Origin of the sequence: Acetivibrio ethanolgignens (assembly GCF_001461035.1) — a bacterium.
Classification (GTDB): domain Bacteria; phylum Bacillota; class Clostridia; order Lachnospirales; family Lachnospiraceae; genus Velocimicrobium; species Velocimicrobium ethanolgignens.
The window spans coordinates 1-22,301 of the sequence record NZ_LNAM01000176.1 but is presented as its reverse complement, the minus strand read 5'-3'; the positions used below and the strand labels follow the sequence as shown (position 1 = coordinate 22,301).

22 protein-coding genes and 3 pseudogenes are annotated in these 22,301 nt (G+C 42.8%); 5 read left to right on the top strand and 20 right to left on the bottom strand.

What is annotated here, in order from left to right; translation table 11 throughout:
• The 10 genes from ASU35_RS13170 to ASU35_RS13125 all read right to left on the bottom strand — a co-directional run.
• Positions 1-493: HAD family hydrolase (locus tag ASU35_RS13170; protein ID WP_147525446.1), on the bottom strand; the 493-nt coding region annotated here is incomplete at its 3' end.
• The gene (locus tag ASU35_RS13165) at positions 490-1,200 is read right to left on the bottom strand and encodes an L-ribulose-5-phosphate 4-epimerase (RefSeq protein WP_058353468.1); all 711 of its coding nucleotides are present in this window, start codon (positions 1,198-1,200) and stop codon (positions 490-492) included. The genes ASU35_RS13170 and ASU35_RS13165, both read right to left, overlap by 4 nt.
• An 18-nt stretch (positions 1,201-1,218) precedes the next feature.
• Positions 1,219-2,271 carry a hypothetical protein gene (locus ASU35_RS13160; RefSeq protein WP_058353467.1) on the bottom strand — a complete coding sequence of 351 codons (1,053 nt, stop codon included), beginning with the start codon at positions 2,269-2,271 and terminating at the stop codon, positions 1,219-1,221.
• 4 nt (positions 2,272-2,275) lie between these two features.
• Positions 2,276-3,118: an L-ribulose-5-phosphate 3-epimerase gene (locus tag ASU35_RS13155; protein WP_083504308.1), complete on the bottom strand. Its 843-nt coding sequence runs from the start codon at positions 3,116-3,118 to the stop codon at positions 2,276-2,278.
• Between the two features lie 14 nt (positions 3,119-3,132).
• Positions 3,133-3,438 carry a PTS sugar transporter subunit IIB gene (locus ASU35_RS13150; RefSeq protein WP_058353465.1) on the bottom strand — a complete coding sequence of 102 codons (306 nt, stop codon included), beginning with the start codon at positions 3,436-3,438 and terminating at the stop codon, positions 3,133-3,135.
• 36 nt (positions 3,439-3,474) lie between these two features.
• The gene (locus tag ASU35_RS13145) at positions 3,475-4,959 is read right to left on the bottom strand and encodes a PTS ascorbate transporter subunit IIC (protein ID WP_058353464.1); all 1,485 of its coding nucleotides are present in this window, start codon (positions 4,957-4,959) and stop codon (positions 3,475-3,477) included.
• Positions 4,960-4,981: 22 nt separating this feature from the next.
• The gene (locus ASU35_RS13140; protein ID WP_058353463.1) at positions 4,982-5,437 is read right to left on the bottom strand and encodes a PTS sugar transporter subunit IIA; all 456 of its coding nucleotides are present in this window, start codon (positions 5,435-5,437) and stop codon (positions 4,982-4,984) included.
• 22 nt (positions 5,438-5,459) lie between these two features.
• Positions 5,460-6,563: an L-ascorbate 6-phosphate lactonase gene (gene ulaG / locus ASU35_RS13135; RefSeq protein ID WP_058353462.1), complete on the bottom strand. Its 1,104-nt coding sequence runs from the start codon at positions 6,561-6,563 to the stop codon at positions 5,460-5,462.
• A 102-nt stretch (positions 6,564-6,665) separates the two neighbouring features.
• Positions 6,666-8,702: a BglG family transcription antiterminator gene (locus ASU35_RS13130; RefSeq protein WP_058353461.1), complete on the bottom strand. Its 2,037-nt coding sequence runs from the start codon at positions 8,700-8,702 to the stop codon at positions 6,666-6,668.
• 1,121 nt (positions 8,703-9,823) lie between these two features.
• Positions 9,824-11,485 (bottom strand): S8 family serine peptidase, encoded by a 1,662-nt coding sequence (locus ASU35_RS13125; RefSeq protein ID WP_058353460.1) that lies wholly within the window; start codon positions 11,483-11,485, stop codon positions 9,824-9,826.
• Between the two features lie 36 nt (positions 11,486-11,521).
• Between ASU35_RS13125 and ASU35_RS13120 the strand changes: the two genes are divergently transcribed.
• Complete coding sequence (locus ASU35_RS13120) at positions 11,522-11,932, top strand: putative ABC transporter permease (protein ID WP_058353459.1); 411 nt, start codon at positions 11,522-11,524, stop codon at positions 11,930-11,932.
• A gap of 9 nt (positions 11,933-11,941) precedes the next feature.
• Here the strand turns inward: ASU35_RS13120 and ASU35_RS13115 are convergent, their stop codons facing one another.
• The 7 genes from ASU35_RS13115 to ASU35_RS13085 all read right to left on the bottom strand — a co-directional run bounded on the left by ASU35_RS13115 (position 11,942) and on the right by ASU35_RS13085 (position 18,613).
• A complete protein-coding gene (locus ASU35_RS13115; protein ID WP_058353458.1) occupies positions 11,942-12,211 on the bottom strand; it encodes a late competence development ComFB family protein in 270 nt (89 codons plus the stop codon).
• An 82-nt stretch (positions 12,212-12,293) separates the two neighbouring features.
• Positions 12,294-13,193 (bottom strand): S8 family peptidase, encoded by a 900-nt coding sequence (locus ASU35_RS13110; RefSeq protein WP_058353457.1) that lies wholly within the window; start codon positions 13,191-13,193, stop codon positions 12,294-12,296.
• A 64-nt stretch (positions 13,194-13,257) separates the two neighbouring features.
• A complete protein-coding gene (locus ASU35_RS13105; RefSeq protein ID WP_058353456.1) occupies positions 13,258-13,623 on the bottom strand; it encodes a DUF1667 domain-containing protein in 366 nt (121 codons plus the stop codon).
• Position 13,624: 1 nt separating this feature from the next.
• Positions 13,625-14,896 carry an NAD(P)/FAD-dependent oxidoreductase gene (locus ASU35_RS13100; protein ID WP_058353455.1) on the bottom strand — a complete coding sequence of 424 codons (1,272 nt, stop codon included), beginning with the start codon at positions 14,894-14,896 and terminating at the stop codon, positions 13,625-13,627.
• A gap of 12 nt (positions 14,897-14,908) precedes the next feature.
• Positions 14,909-16,345 (bottom strand): NAD(P)/FAD-dependent oxidoreductase, encoded by a 1,437-nt coding sequence (locus ASU35_RS13095; RefSeq protein WP_058353454.1) that lies wholly within the window; start codon positions 16,343-16,345, stop codon positions 14,909-14,911.
• A gap of 119 nt (positions 16,346-16,464) precedes the next feature.
• The gene (glpK, locus tag ASU35_RS13090) at positions 16,465-17,961 is read right to left on the bottom strand and encodes a glycerol kinase GlpK (protein WP_058353453.1); all 1,497 of its coding nucleotides are present in this window, start codon (positions 17,959-17,961) and stop codon (positions 16,465-16,467) included.
• A 181-nt stretch (positions 17,962-18,142) separates the two neighbouring features.
• Entirely contained in the window at positions 18,143-18,613 is a 471-nt protein-coding gene (locus ASU35_RS13085) for a methylglyoxal synthase (protein WP_058353452.1), read from the bottom strand.
• 146 nt (positions 18,614-18,759) lie between these two features.
• Between ASU35_RS13085 and ASU35_RS13080 the strand changes: the two genes are divergently transcribed.
• Positions 18,760-18,984, top strand: a complete 225-nt coding sequence (locus tag ASU35_RS13080) for a hypothetical protein (RefSeq protein WP_058353451.1) — start codon at positions 18,760-18,762, stop codon at positions 18,982-18,984.
• A gap of 171 nt (positions 18,985-19,155) precedes the next feature.
• On the opposite strand, the gene ASU35_RS20515 is transcribed toward ASU35_RS13080, so the two are convergent.
• Positions 19,156-19,281, bottom strand: coding sequence for a hypothetical protein (locus tag ASU35_RS20515; protein ID WP_278278077.1), 126 nt, complete (start codon positions 19,279-19,281; stop codon positions 19,156-19,158).
• A 112-nt stretch (positions 19,282-19,393) separates the two neighbouring features.
• Between ASU35_RS20515 and aroC the strand changes: the two genes are divergently transcribed.
• From aroC to ASU35_RS18840, 3 genes and pseudogenes are all read left to right on the top strand, one after another.
• Positions 19,394-20,530, top strand: a complete 1,137-nt coding sequence (gene aroC / locus ASU35_RS13075; RefSeq protein ID WP_058353450.1) for a chorismate synthase — start codon at positions 19,394-19,396, stop codon at positions 20,528-20,530.
• Positions 20,531-20,876: 346 nt separating this feature from the next.
• A pseudogene (locus ASU35_RS20945) lies at positions 20,877-20,969 on the top strand (alpha-helical endospore appendage domain-containing protein); the annotation flags it as partial.
• Positions 20,970-21,022: 53 nt separating this feature from the next.
• Positions 21,023-21,271, top strand: a pseudogene (locus ASU35_RS18840) (nicotinamide mononucleotide transporter); the annotation flags it as partial.
• Here the strand turns inward: ASU35_RS18840 and ASU35_RS13065 are convergent.
• Both ASU35_RS13065 and ASU35_RS19745 read right to left on the bottom strand, forming a co-directional pair.
• The gene (locus tag ASU35_RS13065) at positions 21,237-21,707 is read right to left on the bottom strand and encodes a PspA/IM30 family protein (protein WP_058353448.1); all 471 of its coding nucleotides are present in this window, start codon (positions 21,705-21,707) and stop codon (positions 21,237-21,239) included. The pseudogene ASU35_RS18840 and the gene ASU35_RS13065 overlap by 35 nt on opposite strands.
• Positions 21,708-21,725: 18 nt before the next feature.
• Positions 21,726-22,301: pseudogene (locus tag ASU35_RS19745) on the bottom strand (hypothetical protein); the annotation flags it as partial.

Genomic DNA, 22,301 nt, shown 5'->3' with positions numbered 1-22,301 from the left:
GTGTTTCCGTCTGAAATAATCTGCGGAAATCGCCCGAGATAATCTGCGGTTTGACATCAAAGTAAGCAGCAATTCCCAGCTTTTCAAGCTTTTTATTCTGAATCCAGGAGGTCATATCTGTACCAATTCCCAGATAAATACCTTTTTTCTTCAGCCCTTCTAAAAGCTTAATAAGCCCGGGCTCAGGCGTAGCTCCTTCTAAAATGCTGTCCCAATACAGCTCATACATCCTTGACCCATGGGGATAAATCGGCTTTTTAAGAAGTGTCAGGGCATTCTGAAAACGTATCTGCCGATTATGGGTTACCGGACTATCCAGGGCTGTATAGTCCGCAATTTCCTTCATTGCCTGCTCTAAAGCTCTTTGAAGCATTGCTTTGTCAATACCAAGTTCCCCTTTTGCATAATCAAATACCCGCCTCATTCCTTCCCTATGCAGTCTAGTAAAAGAATATAACGTGTCATCAATATCAAAAAAAACTGCTTTTATCATACTCCGCCTCTGTTTATCTGCCCATAATAGGCATTGGCTCCATGCTTTCGATAATAGTGCTTATCCTGTAGCTCCTGTGGTGCTGCCTGAGCCTTTGGTTGAATCATCTCACAGTTTGCTGCCATTTTTCCAACCTCCTCCAGTACAACCGCATTATGAACTGCCTCCATAGCATCCTTCCCCCAGGTAAAGGGACCATGATTCTTACAAAGAACTGCCGGTGTCGCAATATAGTCAAGGTTTCTTTTCTCAAATTCATCTGCAATCAAAGTACCGGTGTTCTTCTCATAGGCCTCATCTATCTCTTCCTTTGTCAGATTCCGCACACAGGGTACCTCACCATACAGATAATCGGCATGGGTTGTACCATAGCATGGAATACCGCGGCCGGACTGTGCCCAGCTGGTAGCCCAGGTTGAATGGGTATGTACAATACCGCCCACCTTTGGAAAACGATTATAAAGCACAACATGGGTTGCCGTATCGGAAGAAGGATTATATTCTCCCTCTACCTTATTTCCACACAAATCAACAACTACCATATCCTCTGGCTTTAAGAGGTCATATTCCACACCGCTTGGCTTGATGACAAACAGTCCCCTTTCTCTGTCAATGCCACTGACATTTCCCCAGGTAAAGGTAACAAGACCATATTCCGGAAGAAGCATATTTGCTTCATAAACCTCTTTTTTTAATGCCTCCAGCATTATTCTCACCTCCATATCCTATATTTCACCTATCTCATACATCGCAATTTCATCGGTCTCCCGATTAGCAGAAATAATAATATTTCTGTCATTTTCCTCAAAGCAATATACATTGGCAGGGCCACAATCGTGGTCAATAATCCTTACCTGATAAGAGGAGGAGGCAGCATCATAGGTAAAGATAAGAAGATCGCGTTCTCCCTTTCGGTGTCCGACAATTCCTACCTGTTTACCACCTAAGCTGCCACCGTAAATGGCATGAGTAAATTCTGCTTTTTTTTCATATTCATAAGCCTTTACAAAGCAGCCCTGTTTCTTTTCATAAATACTGATTTCATCTCCATGAAAAGGTGAAAGCACTAAAAGCTCTTTTTCGCCATCGTTATTTAAATCTACCAAAACAGCATCACTGGCTGGTGTAGAAAGCAGCTGTCTGATTCCCCAGTTCTTATCCGGACTCTCCGGCGGCACAAATTGAAATACACCGCAGTCAGCAGAAATTACACAGGTATCATACTCTTCTTCCCTTACACGGTAATAGCCATGATTTTTCAGCATATTATCCTTAATTACAGTAAGCTCCAGCGGATGCTCAGCATCATATTCCTCTAGATTTTCTGGAAGACGTGCTGCATAAACCTTTCCCGGCATAGACCAATCATCCTTGTATTCATGACCAGATTTTAACGTACAGGCAATTAAATAATGTACGCCATTTCGTTCTACAATATCAAAGCGATGGACATGAGGAAGCTCTACTAGTGTCCGTACCTCCCAGTCACCCTTTTTTCCTGGTGTCACAATAACAATTTTCGCTTCCTTGGAATCATTTGGCGAATAAAACTTCTGAGTTGCCAGAAACTGTCCATTGCTTCCCGGCACCTGTACCATACTCATAACACCGCCCGGTTCACTAAAGACGGTGTCAGTCTCTTTACCATTCCTGTCAAATAAAATACAGCGGTCTATCTTTTCTGCTGCTACCAAAAAATACTTCTGATTATCATAAACTAATGGTGCAATTGAATAGCACTTTGTAAGATTTGAAATTACTGTCTTTTTTACTTTCATCTATCTACCTCTGATTTAAAAGTGTGGCAAACCGGTCATGGGCTGACTTTAAATCCTCTTTCCAGTCAGGATTTCCTACATACCAGAATTCCGCAACAAACTTACGGACCCCCAGCTCCCATGCTGCCTGAATTGCTGCTTCAAAATCCACATGTCCTGTTCCAAAAGGAATTTCGCGGAATTTTCCAGGTACAGTTTCCTTTAAATGCATGGCTGCAAGATGGCCTTTCCCCAGATATAAGTCCTCCAGTACATCGGTTTTGTAGGTAACTGCCGCATTCGTAAGATTCCCGATATCCGGATACACGGAAAGATAAGCAGAATCAACCAGAGTTACATACTTCATTGCCTTTTCTACAGTATTCATAAACTCTGTTTCCATCGTCTCAAAGCCAAGGATAATCCCTGACTTTTCTGCCAGGCAAACAGCCTCCTTAAGATTGGAAAGAAATCTCTTTTTTGTCTCCAGACTGGATTCCTCATAATATACGTCATAGCCTGCCAGCTGGATGACCCGGATTCCCAGGTCATCCGCCAGCTCAATTGCTTTTTTCATAATTTCCAGAGAACGTTTACAGTCCTCTGATTTGTTACTTCCAAAGGGATATTTCCGATGCCCGGACAGGCACATGGTACGAATCGGCATTCCTGTTTCCATCATAAGGCTTATGAGCCCAAGACGCTCTTCCTTTGACATGTCGAGTCTGCAAAGCTTTTCCTCTGTCTCATCAATACTGATTTCTACAAAATCAAAGCCTGCTTCTTTTGCCGCTAAAAGCTTTTCCTTCCAGGAAAGAAAGGGTGGCATTGCTTTTTCATATAAGCCAAGGGTATATGCCTTTTCCATTACTTCCACCATCCTTATTCAATAATTCCATGCTCCTTCATTTTTTCTTCAATTTCTGCTGCTGACATGATATTACGAAGTCCAATTACAATCGTTCCCTTTTTTTGTGCATCCGCAAACATATTGGCAAAATTCTGTGCACAAAATACAACATCGTACTGAGTGGCTGCCGTCTTTCCCTCAGAAAGAGCACAGTGATGCACCTTGGCAGGCTTTAATCCCACCTTATCCAATACCTTCTGCATTGTCATTTTCATCATTAAGCTAGAGCCTGCACCATTGGCACAGCATACTAAAAATTTCAAATTATCTTGATTCATCTTCTATCATCCCTTCAAAATTAAAACATCCTTTAATTAATTTTTTACTGCCTTTATTTCTTTATATTTCTCATAATCCTCAGTCATCATGAAGTAGCCTTCCTTGTCCTTTCTATACTGAAGCTGTGGAATAAGAGCCAGTGCTATAACCACAATTGCAATACCTGCATAGCTTAAGAACTTCATAACTCCTGTCATTACCGGCCATACAACTGCCCAGTCCCACATACCAAGGTATCCGCCATAAGCTGCCATTCCAACCCATCCAGCGATAAGGGCGGAACCAAATACCTGACAAAGACCAGAAATAAATGGTAAAACAAGTGCTGCCTTAATACCACCCTTTTCATTTGCAAAAATACCAATACTTGCATTGTCAAAGAATACCGGAACGAATCCGCAAATTACTAAAACAGGGCTCTTTAATACAATTAATGCAATTATAGCCAAAATCTGTCCTGCAAAACCTGCCAGGAAGCCAATCGGTACCGCATTAGCAGCACCAAAACCGAAGATAACGGCACAGTCTACACCTGGGATAGCACCTGGTAAAAGCTTATCTGCAATCCCCTGGAAGGAAGCTGTCAGCTCAGTTACGAAGGTTCTGACACCTAACTGCAGGATTGCCAGATATACTGCAAAATGTAAACAGGTTTTAATTACATAGAACAACATGCTGGCACCCTCTGCCAAGAAACCATTCGCTACTAAATAGTCTCTTCCTAAAATAGTCAGGATTATTCCAAAGAAAACCAGCATCAGAATTGAGGTACATACCATGTTATCATTAAAGACAGACATAAAGCCCGGAAGCTCAATATCCTCAATTTTCTTTACATCCTTACCTTCCTTGTTTTTCTTTCCAAATAACTTTTCTGCCAGCCAGTAGTTAAAAGCTACACCAAACATCTGCTGATGAGCCAGGCAGAAGCCGGCACCATCGGTTACCTCCTGACACGGCTTAATCGTCAGGTTTGCACCTACAGCCCAGTAAAGGCCAAGCACCAGTGCCATAACAATAAGCATTACCATATCATTCTTTAACAGAAACGGACAGGCAAACATAATCAACCAGTAAGCAGTCGCTGCCTGCTGTACCTGTACATGTCCTGTGGTAAATAACGCACGAAGCTTTGTTACCCTGCTGAAACGTACCAGTAAAATATTTACAATAAATGCAATCAACAAAAGAATCATAGCCTGACCGAAGCCCTTGCCGAATACCTCTTCTACACCGGCAGTTACTGCATTCTGTCCGAAATACGGATCAATTACCATCGCATCCAGATTAAAACGATCCTTAAGTCCTGTCAGTACCGGACGAAAGTTAGATACCAGTCCACTGGAGCCTGCCGCCAGAATAAAATAACCTACAATTGCCTTTAAGGTACCTGCCAGGATATCATACCATGGCTTTTTCAGTAATATATAGCCTAACATTACAATCAGACCAATCATAAATGCCGGCTGCTGTAAGATGTTTGTTGCAAAATACGCCCATATCTTCATTAATATTTCCATTCTCACTCTTCTCCTTTCGCATCTAACCCAAATACTCCTTCTGAAGCCGGAGTAAATCCTCCTCTGACTCTGCCTCCAGAAGCTGTTCAATTAATTCCTCATTCATTAACATTTCCGATAATCTCGACATATTGTTTAAGTGTTCCGATGAATTACAGGAAGCTAGCGTAAAAAATAACTGTGCATCCATCTCCGGATTGCCCGGTTCAAAGCTCACCGGCTTATCAAGCTTCATAAAACTAATGGCTGTTTTATGAACCCCCTTCGCTCCCTCCTGAGAATGGGGCATAGCAACCTTTGGCATAATCACGATATACGGACCATACTCCTCCACACAGTGTACCAGTGCCTCTTTATAACCTGCATCTACAGTCCCATCCAGTTCCAGCGGCTCACAGCTCATACGAATAGCCTCTTTCCAGTCCACTGCAGATTCTGCAAATTTATAATGTTTTTTCATCACAAACTCTTTTAACATGTCTCTCCTCCAAAATCTTTTCCTACAGACAGGATCTGAACGGAATATTCTGTGGTGCTTCGAAGCAATCCTCAAATCCTCTTCTGTGATGATATGCTTTTTTATCCTTATCCTGCGGATATACATATTTTCCGCCCACCTCCCAGAAAAATGGGTGGAATTTATAATCTAAACGGTCCTTCTTCATTTCATAAAGAACCCGAATTTCATTGGCATCTGCCATGAAATTAGTCCATACATCATAATGGATTGGAATAACAACCTTGCACTGCAAAGCTTCTGCCATTCTTAAAATGTCACAGGAGGTCATCTTATCAGCCATTCCAATTGGATTTTCTCCATAGGAGCCAAAGGCAACATCCACATCATAATCCTTTCCATGCTTTGCAAAATAGATGGAATAATGGGAATCTCCGCTGTGGTAAATATTACCGCCCGGTGTCTTAATCAGGTAATTTACAGCCTTATCATCCATATCTGTCGGGCACTTTCCTGTCAGCTCTTCTCTGTCCGGTCCCTGGGAATCTGTTGTCACAATACAGGTTCTGTCAAAGGAGTCTAAAGCAACAATTTCCAAATCCTTGATTTTAATCGTATCTCCTGGTTTTACGGTAATGCAACGTTCTGCCGGAACTCCCCATTTCTGCCATAGCTCCACTGACTTCTTTGGTCCGATAAATGGTACCGGGATTTCCTTTCCATTTTCATCCGTTGTTGTCATCTTACTCTGAATCACATGTGCCGCATATTCCGCACTCATATGATCCTGATGATAATGGGTTGCAAGCACGGCGTCTACCTGCTTAATTGCAAATGGATCAATGACAAAAGGCACGGCTCTTAAGTTTGGCTGCATGGCTCTTGCACCACACATATTTGCCATCTGATGTCCAACCTTCATTTTTCCATCGCCATGAGTTCTCTTGCCATTTCCACACCACAAGTCTATAGTAACATTACAATCCTGTGGCGTTTTAATCCAGAGGCCAGTGCAGCCTAACCACCACATCGCTACATTTCCAGGAGCTACCTTTTCGTCTTCGATTTCCTCATTAAGCCAGGTTCCCCATTCCGGAAATGTACTCATGATCCAGGCTTCTCTTGTAATCTCATCGATTTTGCTCATTTCATTTCCTCCGTTTCTGTTTTAGATGGACTTATCATATCATCCATTTTTCACAAACAGAAGTCCAAGAAATGTTCTCGCCTTGTGCAAAATTTTGTATTCCTATTCCTTTCTTTCATGAATATACTGCTGCATATATTTTAAAATCTCTTCTGATGAAGCTAAGAGTGCCAGCTCCTCTGTATGCCTTTCCTCCCCAAAAACCGCCATGATATCCTTTAAAATACCAAGATGCCTTTCCTGGTCCTCCACGGCCAGGGTAATAATAATTTTAGCATAGTGATACTCAGAAAAAGCGACGGGCTCCTTAAAAACGGTCAATGCTACATCCATGTAGTTTACGCCATCCTCCGGCTTTGCATGGGCCAGTACAAGTCCCTGATTTAAAAACATAAAAGGACCATAATAAAGTATCTGGGATATAATTTTTTCCAGATACCGTTTCTCTATGCTTCCAGCCTCTACAAGACTTTTCCCTGCACACCGTACAGCCTCCTGCCATTGAAAATGTCCCTCTAATATCTGCACACGGTTTTTCTTAAGGCGACCTAAAAGTCCGGCCTGTTCCTTATATATCTTTTCGCCTCCCGACTCCTCCTGCATGCAAGCCTCTAAGTCCCGCCGGAGAGCCTCATAGTTTTCCGGTGCAACGTATTTTTTAACCGTATCAAAAATACACTCATTTCGATTCTTCTGTTTTTCTATATTCTTTTTGCGGTATTTTAAAATCAGCCTCCTGTCATAATCTGTCAATATTGGATGTACCTGAATCACCGGTACTAGGCTTTCTACCTTTACCGTCGAAATCACCAGATCGCACACCTTTTGTGCCTTAAACATATCCATAGCAGCAGCTACACCCACAATTTTCGCTTCCGGCAGAAGGTTCTGCACCTCTCTTTTTAACATATTACCTGTCGATATACCGTTTACACAGATAATCAATATCCGAAGCTCACCCTTCTCCTCTTGGGAAACCTTAAGATAAGAGCCAAAATGCAAAGCAAGATAAGCCACCTCACTGTCCGGTATCGGAAGTCCTACCAGCTGCTCAAGATATTTTGATACATGCCTTGTGATTTCAAACAGGTTCGGATATTCCCTTATAATATCCTTTGTCATCTGGTTACCAATCTGTACGCCATAGCGGTAACGATATAGAGAAGTATTGATATGGGAAAACAAAGCCCGCTCCAGCTCTTCCTTATTTTCAAAGAAGACGCAGGCACGCTTTTCAAATTCTGCTACCAGGGATTTTGTGATTTCATAGACGGACTGCTCTGCATAACTATCAAACATATCCGACTGTAGCACAGACACTCTGGAGCCAAGCAGATGAATTACCAGATAAATGTGCTCTGTCTCATCCAAATCCGGAAAATACTTGCCTACCAGCCGGTATTCCTCTGTAGCTACTACATTGTCCTTTTTAAGATTTGGAAAATATGGCCGCCGTCTTCCTTTATACATTAACGGCACCAGGGCAGCCAGCGATAAAAGTACGCCATTCACATACTCTGTGTCCAGCTCTTCTGCTATTTTTTCCAGCTTTTCAAGATGCTCCTTTATTGGCTCCTTATAGATAAAATCAAGAACTCCACTATCCAGAAGTGGAAGAAGATTATTAAAATACATAAAAAACATGGCACGGATGCTGACAACATCCCCACCTATTTTATATCCTCGTTTTGTTTCATATTCCAGTGTCAGATTATAATCCTTCAGCTCATTTACCAGAATCCTCAAATCATTAAATATCGTGTTCCTGCTTACCCCGCAGTACTCGGAAAGCTGCTCAATATAGACATTCTCACTCAGATGGGAAATCAATATGTAACAATAAATTACCTGAATCCGCTCTGTTGGAGAAAAAATATACTTCTCCTCTTCATGACTCCCCTCTGCTATCCTCTTTATCTTTTCTGCCTCTTCTTCCGGTATTAAAATGCCCTTTCCCCGTACGATTTCCAGCTCTTTCACTCCATAGTAGGCAAGCCATTCGTTTAGCTTACAAATATCATAATAGATGCTTCGTTTAGAAACTCCTACCTCCTGTGCAATCTGCTTTAGAGGAATATAGTCTTTTCCCTTTAACAGCATGGACAAAATTTCTCTGCATCTTGCATTAATGTAAACCACAAAAACGCCTCCTCCATTCTCAATTTTCTCTATCCTTATTATAGCAAAGAAATTTTTAATATTTCAACCAAGCATAGAACCAAATTTTGGAACAAAAGAAAAGATTTGGTGACAAAAATTGCATTGTGGATTTTGATTTGTAGATTTGTTTTGATTTTCAAGGGACGAAAAGAGTGTTGGTATTATAGCTCTTAAGCTAGGACTACGAAGGGCGATAATTCTAGAAAAATGCATATCATTTACTGCAAGTGACGAGTACGCGGACATTCGACCTCCTGTCTCAAGTCCGCTCAAAAAACCTCCATGTTTTTTGCCTCTGTAGGCTATGCATTTTTAAGAATTATCAGCCCTTCTCCGTATAGCTTATTCACTATAATACCAACACTCTTTTTTGTCTCCTGAAATTCAAAAAAAATCTACAATCCAAAATCATTCAAACAGATTTATAACCTGGCAAAAACAGAACATATGCTTTTACCAGGTTAGCGTTTTACTTGGAATGATAAGAATTTTGGTTTATCAGCAGAATATGTTAAAAAATAGCAAAGTAAGCAATAAATAATAGAGAGAATTCTATAAAGTTTTATGTTTGATAGCTCGCTCCTCTTCAACTAAGAGCCAAGATATTCTAGCGTAATCTCAGGAATGCCTTCGATTACGAGAATATCTAAGCTCTGGATTTTCAGACTCGCTTCCGCAATATCAAACATAAAATCTTTATAGAATTCTCTCTTTCTTTACTGCAAGCTTTACTTTCTTTTCTTGCAAACATATTCCTGTGATAAATCAAACTAGACGATAGATTTATGTGGAAGATTGGAATTTTGGATTGTAGATTTTGTGAAATTCGGGAGACGAAAAAAGAGTGTTGGTATTATAGAGAATAAGCTATACGGAGAAGGGCTGATAATTCTTAAAAATGCATAGCCTACAGAGGCAAAAAACATGGAGGTTTTTTGAGCGGACTTGAGACAGGAGGTCGAATGTCCGCGTACTCGTCACTTGTAGTAAATGATATGCATTTTTCTAGAATTATCGCCCTTCGTAGTCCTAGCTTAAGAGCTATAATACCAACACTCTTTTCGTTTCTTGAAAATCGAAACAAATCTACAAACCAAAATTTATTTCACTATTACCGTACATGTTTTCTTCTTCACAGTATTTCCATCATTCACAATCACCGTTATCGTTGCGGCTCCTTTTTTCTTTGCCGTTATCTTTCCCTTAGAATTGACAGCTGCAATCTTGGAATTGCTACTTTTATAGGTTATTTTGGTATAAATGTCTGATGAGCTTACCGTCGCTTTCAGCTGATAGGTTTTCCCTTTTCTCAGCGTCTTCTTCGTTGCAGACAGCTTCACATTTTTAATTGTTGGAATCTCTACAGCCACTGTTTTTATAAGTTCAGTCCCATCCTCACACTGCACATATACCGTATAGTTTCCTGTACTGGTTACTTTAAAGGAGGCTATTCCGTTACTGCAGGCAAGAGTCGTTCCCTGAGCTCCGCCAGCAAAATAATCCACTGTCTGTTCCCCCTTAGCATAGGCTACCTTTGTTACCGGATTGTTCATAGAGGTAATTTCCACCGTTACTTTTTTATTGTTAGAGCCTTTCGATGCTGCAGAAATTTCTGTATCTATCCAGATTTTGTCTTGATAATACTTTAGGGCACCAGCCACAGAAAGCATACGATTTTCTGCCACCTTGCCTTCAAAGCTGTTGTTAGGAACAGAGCCTGAAAGAATAGCTTCTTTTATTTCCACTGCATCCAGACATCCATAATAGGAGGCTACCATGGCAGCAGTTCCTGTTACCATCGGTGCCGCCATTGAACTTCCTGCCATCATTCCATAATAATTAAAACCATTTTCCTTTCCGGCAACTATGGTACTGACAATATTCATACCTGGAGCAGCGATGTCAACCGCTGTACTGCCATAGCAGGAAGATGGGTCAATTTGACCGTAGCCATTCATATTTGCAACAGCGATAACATTATCCAGGTCAAAGGCAGCCGGATATATTGGGTCGATATCTATATCCCAACCCTTCCAGGAGGTTGCTTTGTTCCCATTTCCAGCAGCACAGACAAACAGCATGTCCGATTTTTTCATTACCTCATAGAGAGCATTGTCATAGCTTTCTAAGCCCAGGCTTAAATTACAGATATCAGCACCATTTTTCTCTGCATACTGAATTGCTTCAATAATTTTACTAGTATAGCCTACTACCCCATAACCATCCTTATAGTCACCCATAGCCTTTACAGACATAAGCTTTACGTTATTTTTAGAAGCTACTCCTGCTACTCCTGCATTATTATCTGCAATTGCTGCAATAATTCCGGCAACATGAGTTCCATGGGCATCCTCATAATCCCTGGCTATCCACGAATACTCATAAGCACAGATTTCCGAAGTTCCATCAAAAACATTCCAGCCATGGATATCATCAATATAGCCATTTCCATCATTATCCAAACCATCGCCATCAATCTCTCCTGGATTCACCCACATTGCAGCTTTTAAATCCTCATGCTGATAGTCAATCCCCGAGTCAATAACAGCAACAACAATCTCCTTATTCACTCCCTTTCCAAGACTCCATGCCTCTTCTATCCCTATATTATAGGTACTGTAATAGGCCCATTGCTGCTCACTGTATTTATCCTGTGTATAAGCAGCAGGCTCTGCTGCCTTCAGGGAAGGTGCTGGCACGGCAGCTAATAAAGCAGCTATAAATAGTAATCTCCAAAATCTTTTAAATTTCTCTTTTTTCATGCTATAATTTCTCCAAAACTGGATATTCTACTTCATATGAAGAAAATATCATTTATCCATAATTTTATCCGCTGCGGTCTGATTGGCTGGTGCCTGGAATGCTTTTGGACAGGCCTTGTTTCCTTTTTTCAAAAGCAGGACAAAAAGCTTACCTGCCATACCTCCATTTTGATGTTCCCGATTTATGGAATGGCTGCCTTCATTGCTCCCTTCAGCCGTCTGTTTCACAAAAAAAGCCTTTTTTTCCGCGGCAGTCTTTATACACTTTTAATCTATATTACAGAATATCTGACTGGCTTCTACTTAAAGAAAAAGCAGGCCTGCCCCTGGGATTACAGTCAGGCCCGCTACAATATAAAAGGCTTAATTCGCCTGGACTATGCTCCTGTCTGGTTTGCAACAGGGCTTTTATACGAGCATCTGTTAAGCAAAAATACAAAGCACTGATACAACCTTTTAATGCCTTGGGTTTTCCTTTACAACTCTGGCTCCCTCAGCGATTACTTTGATAACCTCCATTTTATAGGAACTGTCAAAGGCTGCCGTTGTCTTGGAAAACAGGGCTCCTTTTTCTGTACTGACATACTTTGGCCGCATCTGGTTAAGAGCATATGCCACAATATCAGAACAGCACTGTTCACAGGTACAACAGTCCAGATCCGGATGCACCTCATTAAATACTTCCATTACAATATCTTCCACTACATTTTTCACCTTTATACTCATAATCCCTCTCCTTTGATAAAGCTTTCTCTTTTTTTTCATTGTAGTCCTTTTTTCGATGAAATACAACATTTTCTTTAAAAAATTATCCAGATAGCAGCTTTTCGATATCTAAAAGTCCCCACCCCTGCTTTCCATGGGGCATTCCCATATCCACTGCCCTGGTCTTTAAACGAAGCTTTACCTCCAGTGGTGTCATATCCTGATACCTGCTTAATAACAGTGCTACAGCTCCTGATACAATAGGGGTAGCCATAGAGGTTCCACTCTTTACTGTATATCCTCCACGATAGCTACAGCTTACAATATTACTTCCCGGCACAACAATATCCGGCTTTTTAATACAGTCTTTTGTCGGTCCCCGGCTGGAATAATCCTTAATCCGGCTTCCATCCAGCTCTACTAACACATCATCATCTGACGCACCTACAGTAATCACCTTCCTGCTATTTCCCGGTGAACCAATAGACTGTGGCAGCGGACCGTTATTGCCGGCCGCTGCCACCACTACAATGCCCGCATCCCATAGCTCATTAACTCCACGTACCAGATCTGAGTCCTCACTATAGTCCTTATCTATCGCTGTCCCTACTGAAATATTCAGGATCCGTATGTTATAACGCTCTTTGTTTCTCATAACCCAGTCAAAGCCAGCAAGCACATCAGCAATGCTTCCATTTCCCTTTCGGTTTAAAACCTTTACACTGACTAAAGAGCATTCCGGTGCAACTCCCATATATCTTCCAGCAGAAGCAACTCCGCTTCCTGCCAAAATTCCTGCCACATGAGTTCCATGACCTGAATCATCGTAGGGCTCTATACGTCCTCGCAAAACATCATAAAAATCAACAATTCGTTTTTTCCTGTATATAAAGTCTGGATGTGGGGCAATTCCAGTATCTATAATAGCAACACATACACCTTTTCCATAGATTCCCCGTTTTCTGGCCCAGTCCAGATGAATAATTTTTGATACCCTGTCCATACTAGAAAAAATCCTTTTTCTAATATCCTATTCATCTGCTGCCTGTTTCGCCACGAATCACCTGTTATACACGCTCTACATTTTTTGTAGCCACAATATCCACCCCTGTACCTGCCGCATTTTCAACCAGAACATCGCCAATCCTTACCGGTGCTTCCACACAGACTCCTTTCAGGGCCCTCATACAAGCAAAAATCTTCTCCTTCGGAATATCCTCCTTTGTCTTCACCGATACAGACGGCTTATCACCGCCCTTTACCCAAACTGTTGAGGTCACAATTCTGGTCGGATTTGTAACCTCTTTTCTTGCATATTTATCTCCACGGATGCAGGTATTCCCGCTGACACCTACTACCTCTTTTCCCTCTAATTCTACTGTAAGCATGCAGCCCAGAGGACAGCCGATACAAATCAGTTCTCTTTTTTCCACACTACTCTTCCTCCTTCTCAATACGGATTGTTATATTCTCTAAATTCGGACACGCCATCAGCTTTTCCTTTTCCAGCCGGATTTCCTCCATCTCTCCCGGTGCCATAATTGGTCTCTTTTTCTTCATCACAGCCTCATCATCAAAATATACAACAATCGAAGCCTGTTTGTACACTGCTCCTACACGGAAGCGAAGGGTCAGCTTATCCTCCATCCGCTCCGGGTGAATACAGCTTGGAACTGTATAGCGTACTCCGTCCTCCGGAATCAGCCGTATCCCTTTGCCATCTGCCCTTTTTCTCTCTCCCTTAATATAGCCTGCTGCATTTCTTCCTGCTGCCTTTGCTTCTTCGGATACAAAGTCCACCAAATCATGTACATGCAAAACATTTCCACAGGCAAATACACCCTCTATACTGGTTTCCAGACTCTCATTTACCACAGGTCCTGAGGTCACCAAAGCAATCTCTGCGCCCATATCACGGGACAGCTCATTTTCCGGTATCAGACCAACGGATAAGAGCAGAGTATCACAGCTATAATACTCCTCCGTTCCCGGAATCGGTTTCCCCATTTCGTCTACCTTAGCAAGGGTAACTCCTTTTAACCGCTCTTTTCCATCAATATCGACTACCGTATGGCTTAGCTTCAACGGAATACCAAAATCATCCAGACACTGTACAATATTTCTCTTTAAGCCGCCAGAATAAGGCATAAGCTCTGCTACTACCTTAACCTTTGCACCCTCCAGTGTCATACGTCTTGCCATGATAAGTCCGATATCACCGGAACCAAGGATAACAACCTCTTTTCCCGGCATATAGCCCTCCATATTTACCAGGCGCTGTGCTGTACCAGCAGAATACACCCCAGCCGGACGATAGCCCGGGATATTTAAGGCTCCTCTGGAACGCTCTCTACAGCCCATCGCCAGAATAACTGCCTTTGCCTGGATTTCAAAGAGCCCCTCCTCACGGTTCATGGCCGTTACCACCTTTTGTGGAGAAATATTCATAACCATGGTATTTAACAGATATTCTATCTGCAGATTTTGTACGATTTCAATAAAACGGCCTGCATATTCGGGACCGGTCAGCTCCTCCTTAAAGGTATGGAGGCCAAAGCCATTGTGGATACATTGGTTTAAAATACCGCCCAGCTCCTTATCTCTTTCCAGAATCAATATACTCCCGATTCCGTTTTCTCTGGCTGCTGCCGCTGCTGCAAGGCCTGCCGGGCCTCCCCCTACGATTACCAAGTCATATGCTTTCATCTGTTTTCCCTCCTAAATCCCTTTCTTAATCTCTGAAACAATCAATTTTGAAGCACCACCGGATTTTGTAATCTCCGACATATCTACCGAAAGCTCTCTTGCAAGAATTTCCATAGTTTTCGGGGAGCAAAAGCCTGACTGGCAGCGACCCATACCGGCTCTCGTCCTTCTCTTCACACCATCCAGGGACTTTGCCCCAAGGGGCCTTTGAATGGCATCTATAATCTCACCCTCAGAAATCATTTCACAGCGGCAAATAATATTTCCATAGGCAGGTTTTTCTTTAATCAAGGCCTTTCTCTCCTCTATAGAAAGCTCCTCCGGGCGTAGCATTCCCTTACGCTCTGCCACAAAATCTGCCTTTTCCTTTAAGCCCATCAAATCTCTCAGAAGCTCTGCTGTCATACTGCCGATTGCCGGTGCAGAGGAAAGTCCCGGAGACTCAATACCTGCTACATCTACAAAGCCTTTCGCATCCTCTACTTCTTCAATAATAAACTCATGTTCATCCTCATGAGCCCTTAGTCCTGCAAAAGAGGTAATCACCTGCCGCATTGGCAGATTCTTTACTGTTGTCTGACCCTTGGCAACCAGCTCTGAAAGCCCTGCCTGCGTCGTATTTACGCCTTCCTTATCCTCAATATCAATGGCTGTCGGTCCACAAAGAAGATTTCCATGCACCGTAGGTGTTACTAAAACACCCTTTCCATTCTTCCCTGGTACCTGGAAAATTGTCCTCTTCACATGACTGCCGGCTGTTTTGTCAAACAAACAGTAATCGCCTCTTCTCGGTGTAATATGTATTTTTTTACTGCTTACCATATTATGGAATACATCAGCATAGACACCGGCAGCATTTACTACATAGCGTGTCCTTATATCACCCTTATCTGTTATGAGCTCCCAGCTGTCACCATCTCTTAAAATTTCCTTTACCTCGGTATCAAACCGGAATTCTACACCGTTGCGGTTTGCATTTTCAGCAAAGGCAATCGTCAGCTCAAAGGGACAAACAATTCCACCAGTAGGGGCATATAGGGCTCCTACTGCTGTTTCCTGGATATTTGGCTCCATAGCCAGAAGCTCTTCCCTGGATAAAAGCTTAAGTCCCTTTACACCGTTATACAAGCCACGCTCATAAAGCTCGATAAGTCTTGGCCGATCCTCCTCTGACATGCATACTACTAAGGAGCCATTTCTCTTAAATGGGAAATCCAGTTCCTTCGACAGCTCCTCCATCCTTTCATTTCCCTGTACATTCAGCTTTGCCATTAAAGAATCTCTCGGAGCATCATAGCCTGCATGAATAATTGCAGAATTTGCCTTAGACGTTCCACAGCATACATCCTCACACTTATCTACCACCAAAGCCTTTACTTCGTAGCGGGACAGCTCCCTTGCTACCGCACAGCCGGAAACACCGGCACCTATAATTACCACATCAAACATAATCTCTCTCCTTTACTCTAAAAAATATCAAATAAAAAGTCAGCAAGAAAACACAGGAATTTTCCACTGTGCCTCATTGCTGACTCTCAACTCTGCAATAGCTATTAACTTGTTATTTTCTAATCCTCTTTTGCCCATCCATAGGAGTATTTGACTGCACGGTTCCAGCCCTTAAGCTTCTTAAGCCGTTCCTCTTCCGGCAGCTTCACTTCAAACACCTGGTCAATCTGCCAGTTTTTCTTTACATCCTCCTTGTCCGTCCAGTATCCCACAGCCAGACCTGCCAGATAAGCAGCCCCCATTGCTGTAGTCTCTACGCACATCGGACGCTTTACCGGTGCAGCGATGATATCAGCCTGGAACTGCATCAGGAAATTATTGGCACTGGCTCCTCCATCCACCTTAAGGGATGTCAAATCAATGCCGGAATCAGCCTGCATCGCCTTGATAACATCATTGACCTGGTAAGCCAGGGATTCCAAGGTGGCTCTTATAATATGATATTTATTAACACCTCTGGTAATACCAACAATCGTGCCTCTCGCATACTGATCCCAATGAGGTGCTCCCAGTCCGGTAAAGGCCGGCACTACATAACAGCCATTCGTATCCTTTACCTTTTTTGCCATATACTCTGAGTCTGCCGCACTGTCAATCAGCCGCATCTCATCTCTCAGCCACTGAATGGCTGCTCCTGCCACAAAAATCGATCCCTCCAGAGCATAATTTACTTTACCGTCCAGCCCCCAGGCAATCGTCGTTACCAGACCATTTTTAGAATATACCGGCTTTTCTCCTGTATTCATCAGAAGAAAGCAGCCAGTTCCATATGTATTTTTCGCCTCACCTGCATTAAAACAGGTCTGTCCAAACAGGGCCGCCTGCTGGTCTCCGGCAGCTCCACCAATCGGGATGGCTCCACCGAGAAAAGACGGATCAGCCTCTCCATATACACAGCTGGAAGGCTTAACCTCCGGCAGCATACCTTCCGGAATATCCAGCTCCTTTAAGATATCCTTATCCCAGGCAAGCTCCTTAATATTAAACAAAAGAGTCCTGGAGGCATTAGAATAATCCGTCACATGGACTTTTCCCTTAGTAAGTTTCCAGATAAGCCAGGTCTCTACTGTACCAAATAAGAGCTCTCCTGCTTCAGCACGCTCCCTCGCCCCAGGTACATTATCAAGAATCCACTTTACCTTTGTTCCTGAAAAATAAGCATCTATAATCAGCCCTGTTTTTTCACGGAAGCTCTCTGTAAGTCCCTTTTTCTTCAGACTATCGCAATACTCTGAGGTACGGCGGCACTGCCATACGATTGCGTGGTATACCGGATCACCAGTTTCCTTATCCCAGACAATTGCTGTCTCTCTTTGATTCGTAATACCAATTGCAGCAATATCCTCTGCTGTCGCCCCAATCTTCGACATAGCTTCTACCGCTACTCCCAGCTGGGTTGACCAGATTTCATTTGCATCATGCTCCACCCATCCCGGCTTTGGGAAGTACTGTGTAAACTCCTTTTGAGCAACACTTACCATCTCCCCCTTTTCATTAAACAGGATACACCGGTTACTGGTAGTTCCTGCATCCAAAGCCATTACATATTTTCCCATAATTAACCTCCTCCTAGCCACCGCAGTACAATCCTATCGAACAAAAAAAGAGGGCAACTGAAGTATGTCCATTATACAGCTACCGGCATAACAGACTCTACAGCCACGCTCTTCTCTCCACGGCTTTTAACTTATAGCTATTATAACATATTGCACAAATTTATGCAAGCATTGTTGTTCTTTATAATGTATCCGCTCTTTCACTGATGTTCTTTTTAAAGTTAATCACCTCATGGTCATATTCCTCCTCCATAAGACTGGAGGTTATCATAAAGTCTGCCGTCGCCTTATTGTTTGCCATCGGAATATCATATACCTGGGCGATACGAAGCAGTGCTTTAACATCCGGGTCGTGAGGCTGTGCTGCCAGCGGGTCGGAAAAGAATACGACAAAGTCCACCTTACCCTCTACAATCTTAGCTCCAATCTGCTGGTCGCCACCCAGAGGACCGCTGTTATAGCCCTTTACCGGAAGACCTGTCTTATCCGCAATCATACGGGCTGTGGTTCCTGTCCCACATAAAAAATGACGCTTTAATACCGCCCTGTGCTCCTCACACCAGCCAATCATCTCTGCTTTCTTACTGTCATGGGCAATCAATGCTATATTTTTTTGTTTTCCAATAGTTAATGTTATAAATTCATCCTGCATTTTTCTCTCTCCTTTTTCCTAGTATGCTCTATAAGCAATTTATCATTCTTTTTCTTTCTTTGCAAATAAAATGCCTGTAAAACCGGAACCCTTTTTTCTCCTTCCACATATGATACAATGTAATTAACTAATTGGAGGATTTCAACATGAGTGATTTAGCAGCAACCAACTGTGGTACTTCTTGCGGATGTAACGGAGGCAACAACTGCCTTTGGATTCTTTTGCTTTTATTCTTCTGCGGTAATGGCAGAGGTATTTTCGGCGGCAACGGCTGTGGCTGTGACGGTCTTTTCGGCGGCGACAACGATGACTGCTGTAGCTGGATTATCATCCTGATATTAATTTTCTGCTGTGGCGGATGCAGATGCTAATCTGCCCATCTCATCAGAGAAGTAAAGCTGGGAGTGTCTTATGGCACTCCCTTTTTTAAGCTTATCACTTGAACGAAAAAAAATGCAGGGTAAGCTCTCCCACTGCGGCGGATTAGAAAGACAATATCTTCCACACCGCCGCAGTGTAATTCTTAACAGAGTATTTTTTTACTATTCCTGGCGGAATGCTTCTCTTTTTCGTTTTATACACTCCAAATCAATCTCATAAACCGTATCCTCTTCTATTATCAACTCTTCTGGCCCATTTTCAGTCTTCTCTTTTTCTTTTTCTTCCATAAAACCTCCTCCTTACCGGAGCAGTATCTTTTTGCTCCTTCCTTAATATATGCTATTGAATCTTAACTTTCTTTTCGTTATAATAAGAAAAAAGTTTGAAATGAGGTGTAGTATGTCTGGTTCTACCTATGGAAATATATTTAAAATTACAACCTGGGGGGAATCCCATGGCAAAGGCCTAGGCGTCGTCGTAGATGGCTGTCCTGCCGGACTTCCCCTGGATGAGACTTTTATTCAAGGCTACCTAAACCGTCGGCGTCCCGGCGGTATCAAATACTCCACACCACGCAAGGAAAGCGATACTGTTTCCATCCTTTCCGGTGTCCTGGAGGGAAGGACAACAGGAACACCGATTTCTATGGCTGTCATGAACGAAAGTCAACGCTCCTCTGATTACTCTGAAATTGCTTCTTACTACCGTCCAGGCCACGCTGACTATACCTTAGATGCTAAATATGGCTTTCGGGATTACCGTGGTGGTGGCCGCTCTTCCGGAAGAGAGACAATTGGTCGGGTTGCTGGTGGTGCTGTTGCCCTGGCCCTTTTGAAGGAGCTTGGTATCCATATTACTGCCTATGCTAAAGCCATCGGTCCAGTTACCTTTAACGAAGCCCTGTTTACCAACAGCCAGGGACACCGTTTTGCCCCTTCCTGGGAGCAGATAGCCAAAAGTCCCCTGTATCTTCCAGATGCAGAGGCTTCCAGACAGGCAGAGGACTATTTAAAGGAACAGATGGCAAAGGGAGATTCCGCCGGTGGTATTATTGAATGTATTATTTCCGGTGTACCTGCCGGCATCGGTGAACCGGTCTTTGACAAACTGGATGCCTGCCTTGCTAAAAGCATTCTTTCTATCGGTGCTGTCAAGGGCTTTGAAATCGGCTCTGGCTTTGCCTGTGCCTCTATGGAAGGCTCCCGCCACAATGACAGCTTCCAGGCTAAAGAGGATGGATCTGTTATCAAAAAGACCAATCATTCCGGTGGCATCTTAGGCGGCATCAGCGACGGCTCTGACATCATCTTCCGGGCGGCGATAAAGCCTACTCCATCCATTTCCCTGCTGCAGGACACCATTAATCAAAGCCATGAAAACCTTCAGGTTTCCATAAAGGGCCGCCATGACCCGATTATCGTTCCACGGGCCGTTGTCGTGGTAGAAGCCATGGCCGCAGTGGCCTTAGCCGACCTTCTCTTAGAGAATATGGCAAGCCGGATGGATTTTGTAAAGAAATTTTATACTTTATTTTAAGAAATTTTTCATGATTTAGACACGATGCGGTCACATTTACCTGGTATACTATAATCAATTCATGAAGCTGTTGGTGCCGATGCATTCGTCGCCTCTCGGCTTCGACTAAATACTCCGGGCTGTGACCCGTTTACATAGTAAAAGGCTGCCAAAAAGCCAAACTGAGGATATTTTTCTACCATATTACACATACTGCTTATGAAAGGAGCGTATTTAGTATGATAAACAAAGAAAAACAGCCTAATAATGCCTATGATGATAATGATATTCCAGAGATTGATTTACCGCAGAATAAGGAGTAATTTCATATGAGTATGCCATGTATTGAATGTAAAAATATTGATAAATGCTGTGCTGCATCATCACTTCTCCAGTCCATTCTCTGGAAGAAACTGCTATTTCCCACATCCTGAATGCTGAGGGAGAGAAGCTGCAAAAAGCAATCTCCATCAGCTGTGATAAGAAGGATTTGATTGAAATCAACGCTGCTTTCTTTTTCCAAGTACGTTGTCCGTTACAACCACCTTCGTGGCAGTTTATCTCACCTTCCGAAGAAGTGAGTTTTTTGCCCTTGCCTATGCTGCAAATGATATTATCCTTATTCTACTATGGATTATGGCTGCAGCCAAAAATCCTGCTTATATATCTGTCATCATATGCTTTCTGATATTTTTCGTAAACGATATTTACGGATTTATCAACTGGTCTAAAATGAAGAAAAGGCAGGCCTTTTCTTCATGATTACCTCTAAAGCTGCCGAAAGTAACAAAATAGTTACATAAGCCCCATCTGTTTTTTCAGCTCTTCTAAGGGCAGCCTTCTGCTCCTCGGTGTTCTCCTTCGCCTGATTTAAGATTTCTTCCTGCTTTGTAGCTCTCTGGGTAAAGGAATTTCTCTTCTCCAGTGCCTTTCTTGCAGCCTCCTCGTCACCATTTTTTAAAGCACCCTCAGCAGTTGCCTGCCACTCCTTTATCTCTTTTGCCAGCTCCTCGTACTTTTGCTTCTCCTTTTCCTCAATCGCCATAACCTGCTGAGTTGAAGTCTTTAGCTGTACATAGGAACGCTTTGCCTCAATAATTGCCTGGTCAATTACCTCTACCGGGTCCTCAAACATAGATACCAATTTATCTGCCTTTGCACTGACAATCATTTTTACTCTTGATGCTAAATCTCCCATTTTATTCCTCCTTTAAAGTTATAATTTTGAATTTAATATCTCACTGTCAACCTTAGCCTGCTCCAGCTTAAGCTTTCTTCTGCGAAGGAAGAAAACTACCAGGGCTATAATAATGACAACTGCCGCTACAGCAATCGAAACAATTTTTGCCACATCCTTAGAATTCGTGGTACGGCTCATCATCCGTTCTGCCGCCTTGGAAAAGCAGGTAGAAAAATAAGTCTCATCACCCATATCTGAGGTAGCATAGGCATCCAGATAGTCAAGAAGAATCTCTGTCGCCTCTGCACCAAGAACGGTCTTTGCACTGGCACCTTTTAAACATCTGGTTATGTAACGGCCGCCTCCCGCATCCAGGTACATAAGAATCGCATGTCCCTCATCAGTAAACAGCTCTGTATACATGGCATCCAGCTTCTCATCAATTTTCTCATCAGAAGGCCAGCTGTCACCATCTACATTATCCGTAATCCATTGGGGGCTTTGGGCCCGCAAAACACGAGAAAGTAGCCCGAAAAGAAGCCTCCAAAAGCGGAAAATCGCCGTACCCATTAAATACAAGGGGTACAGCGATTTTTTATCTATTTTATATTT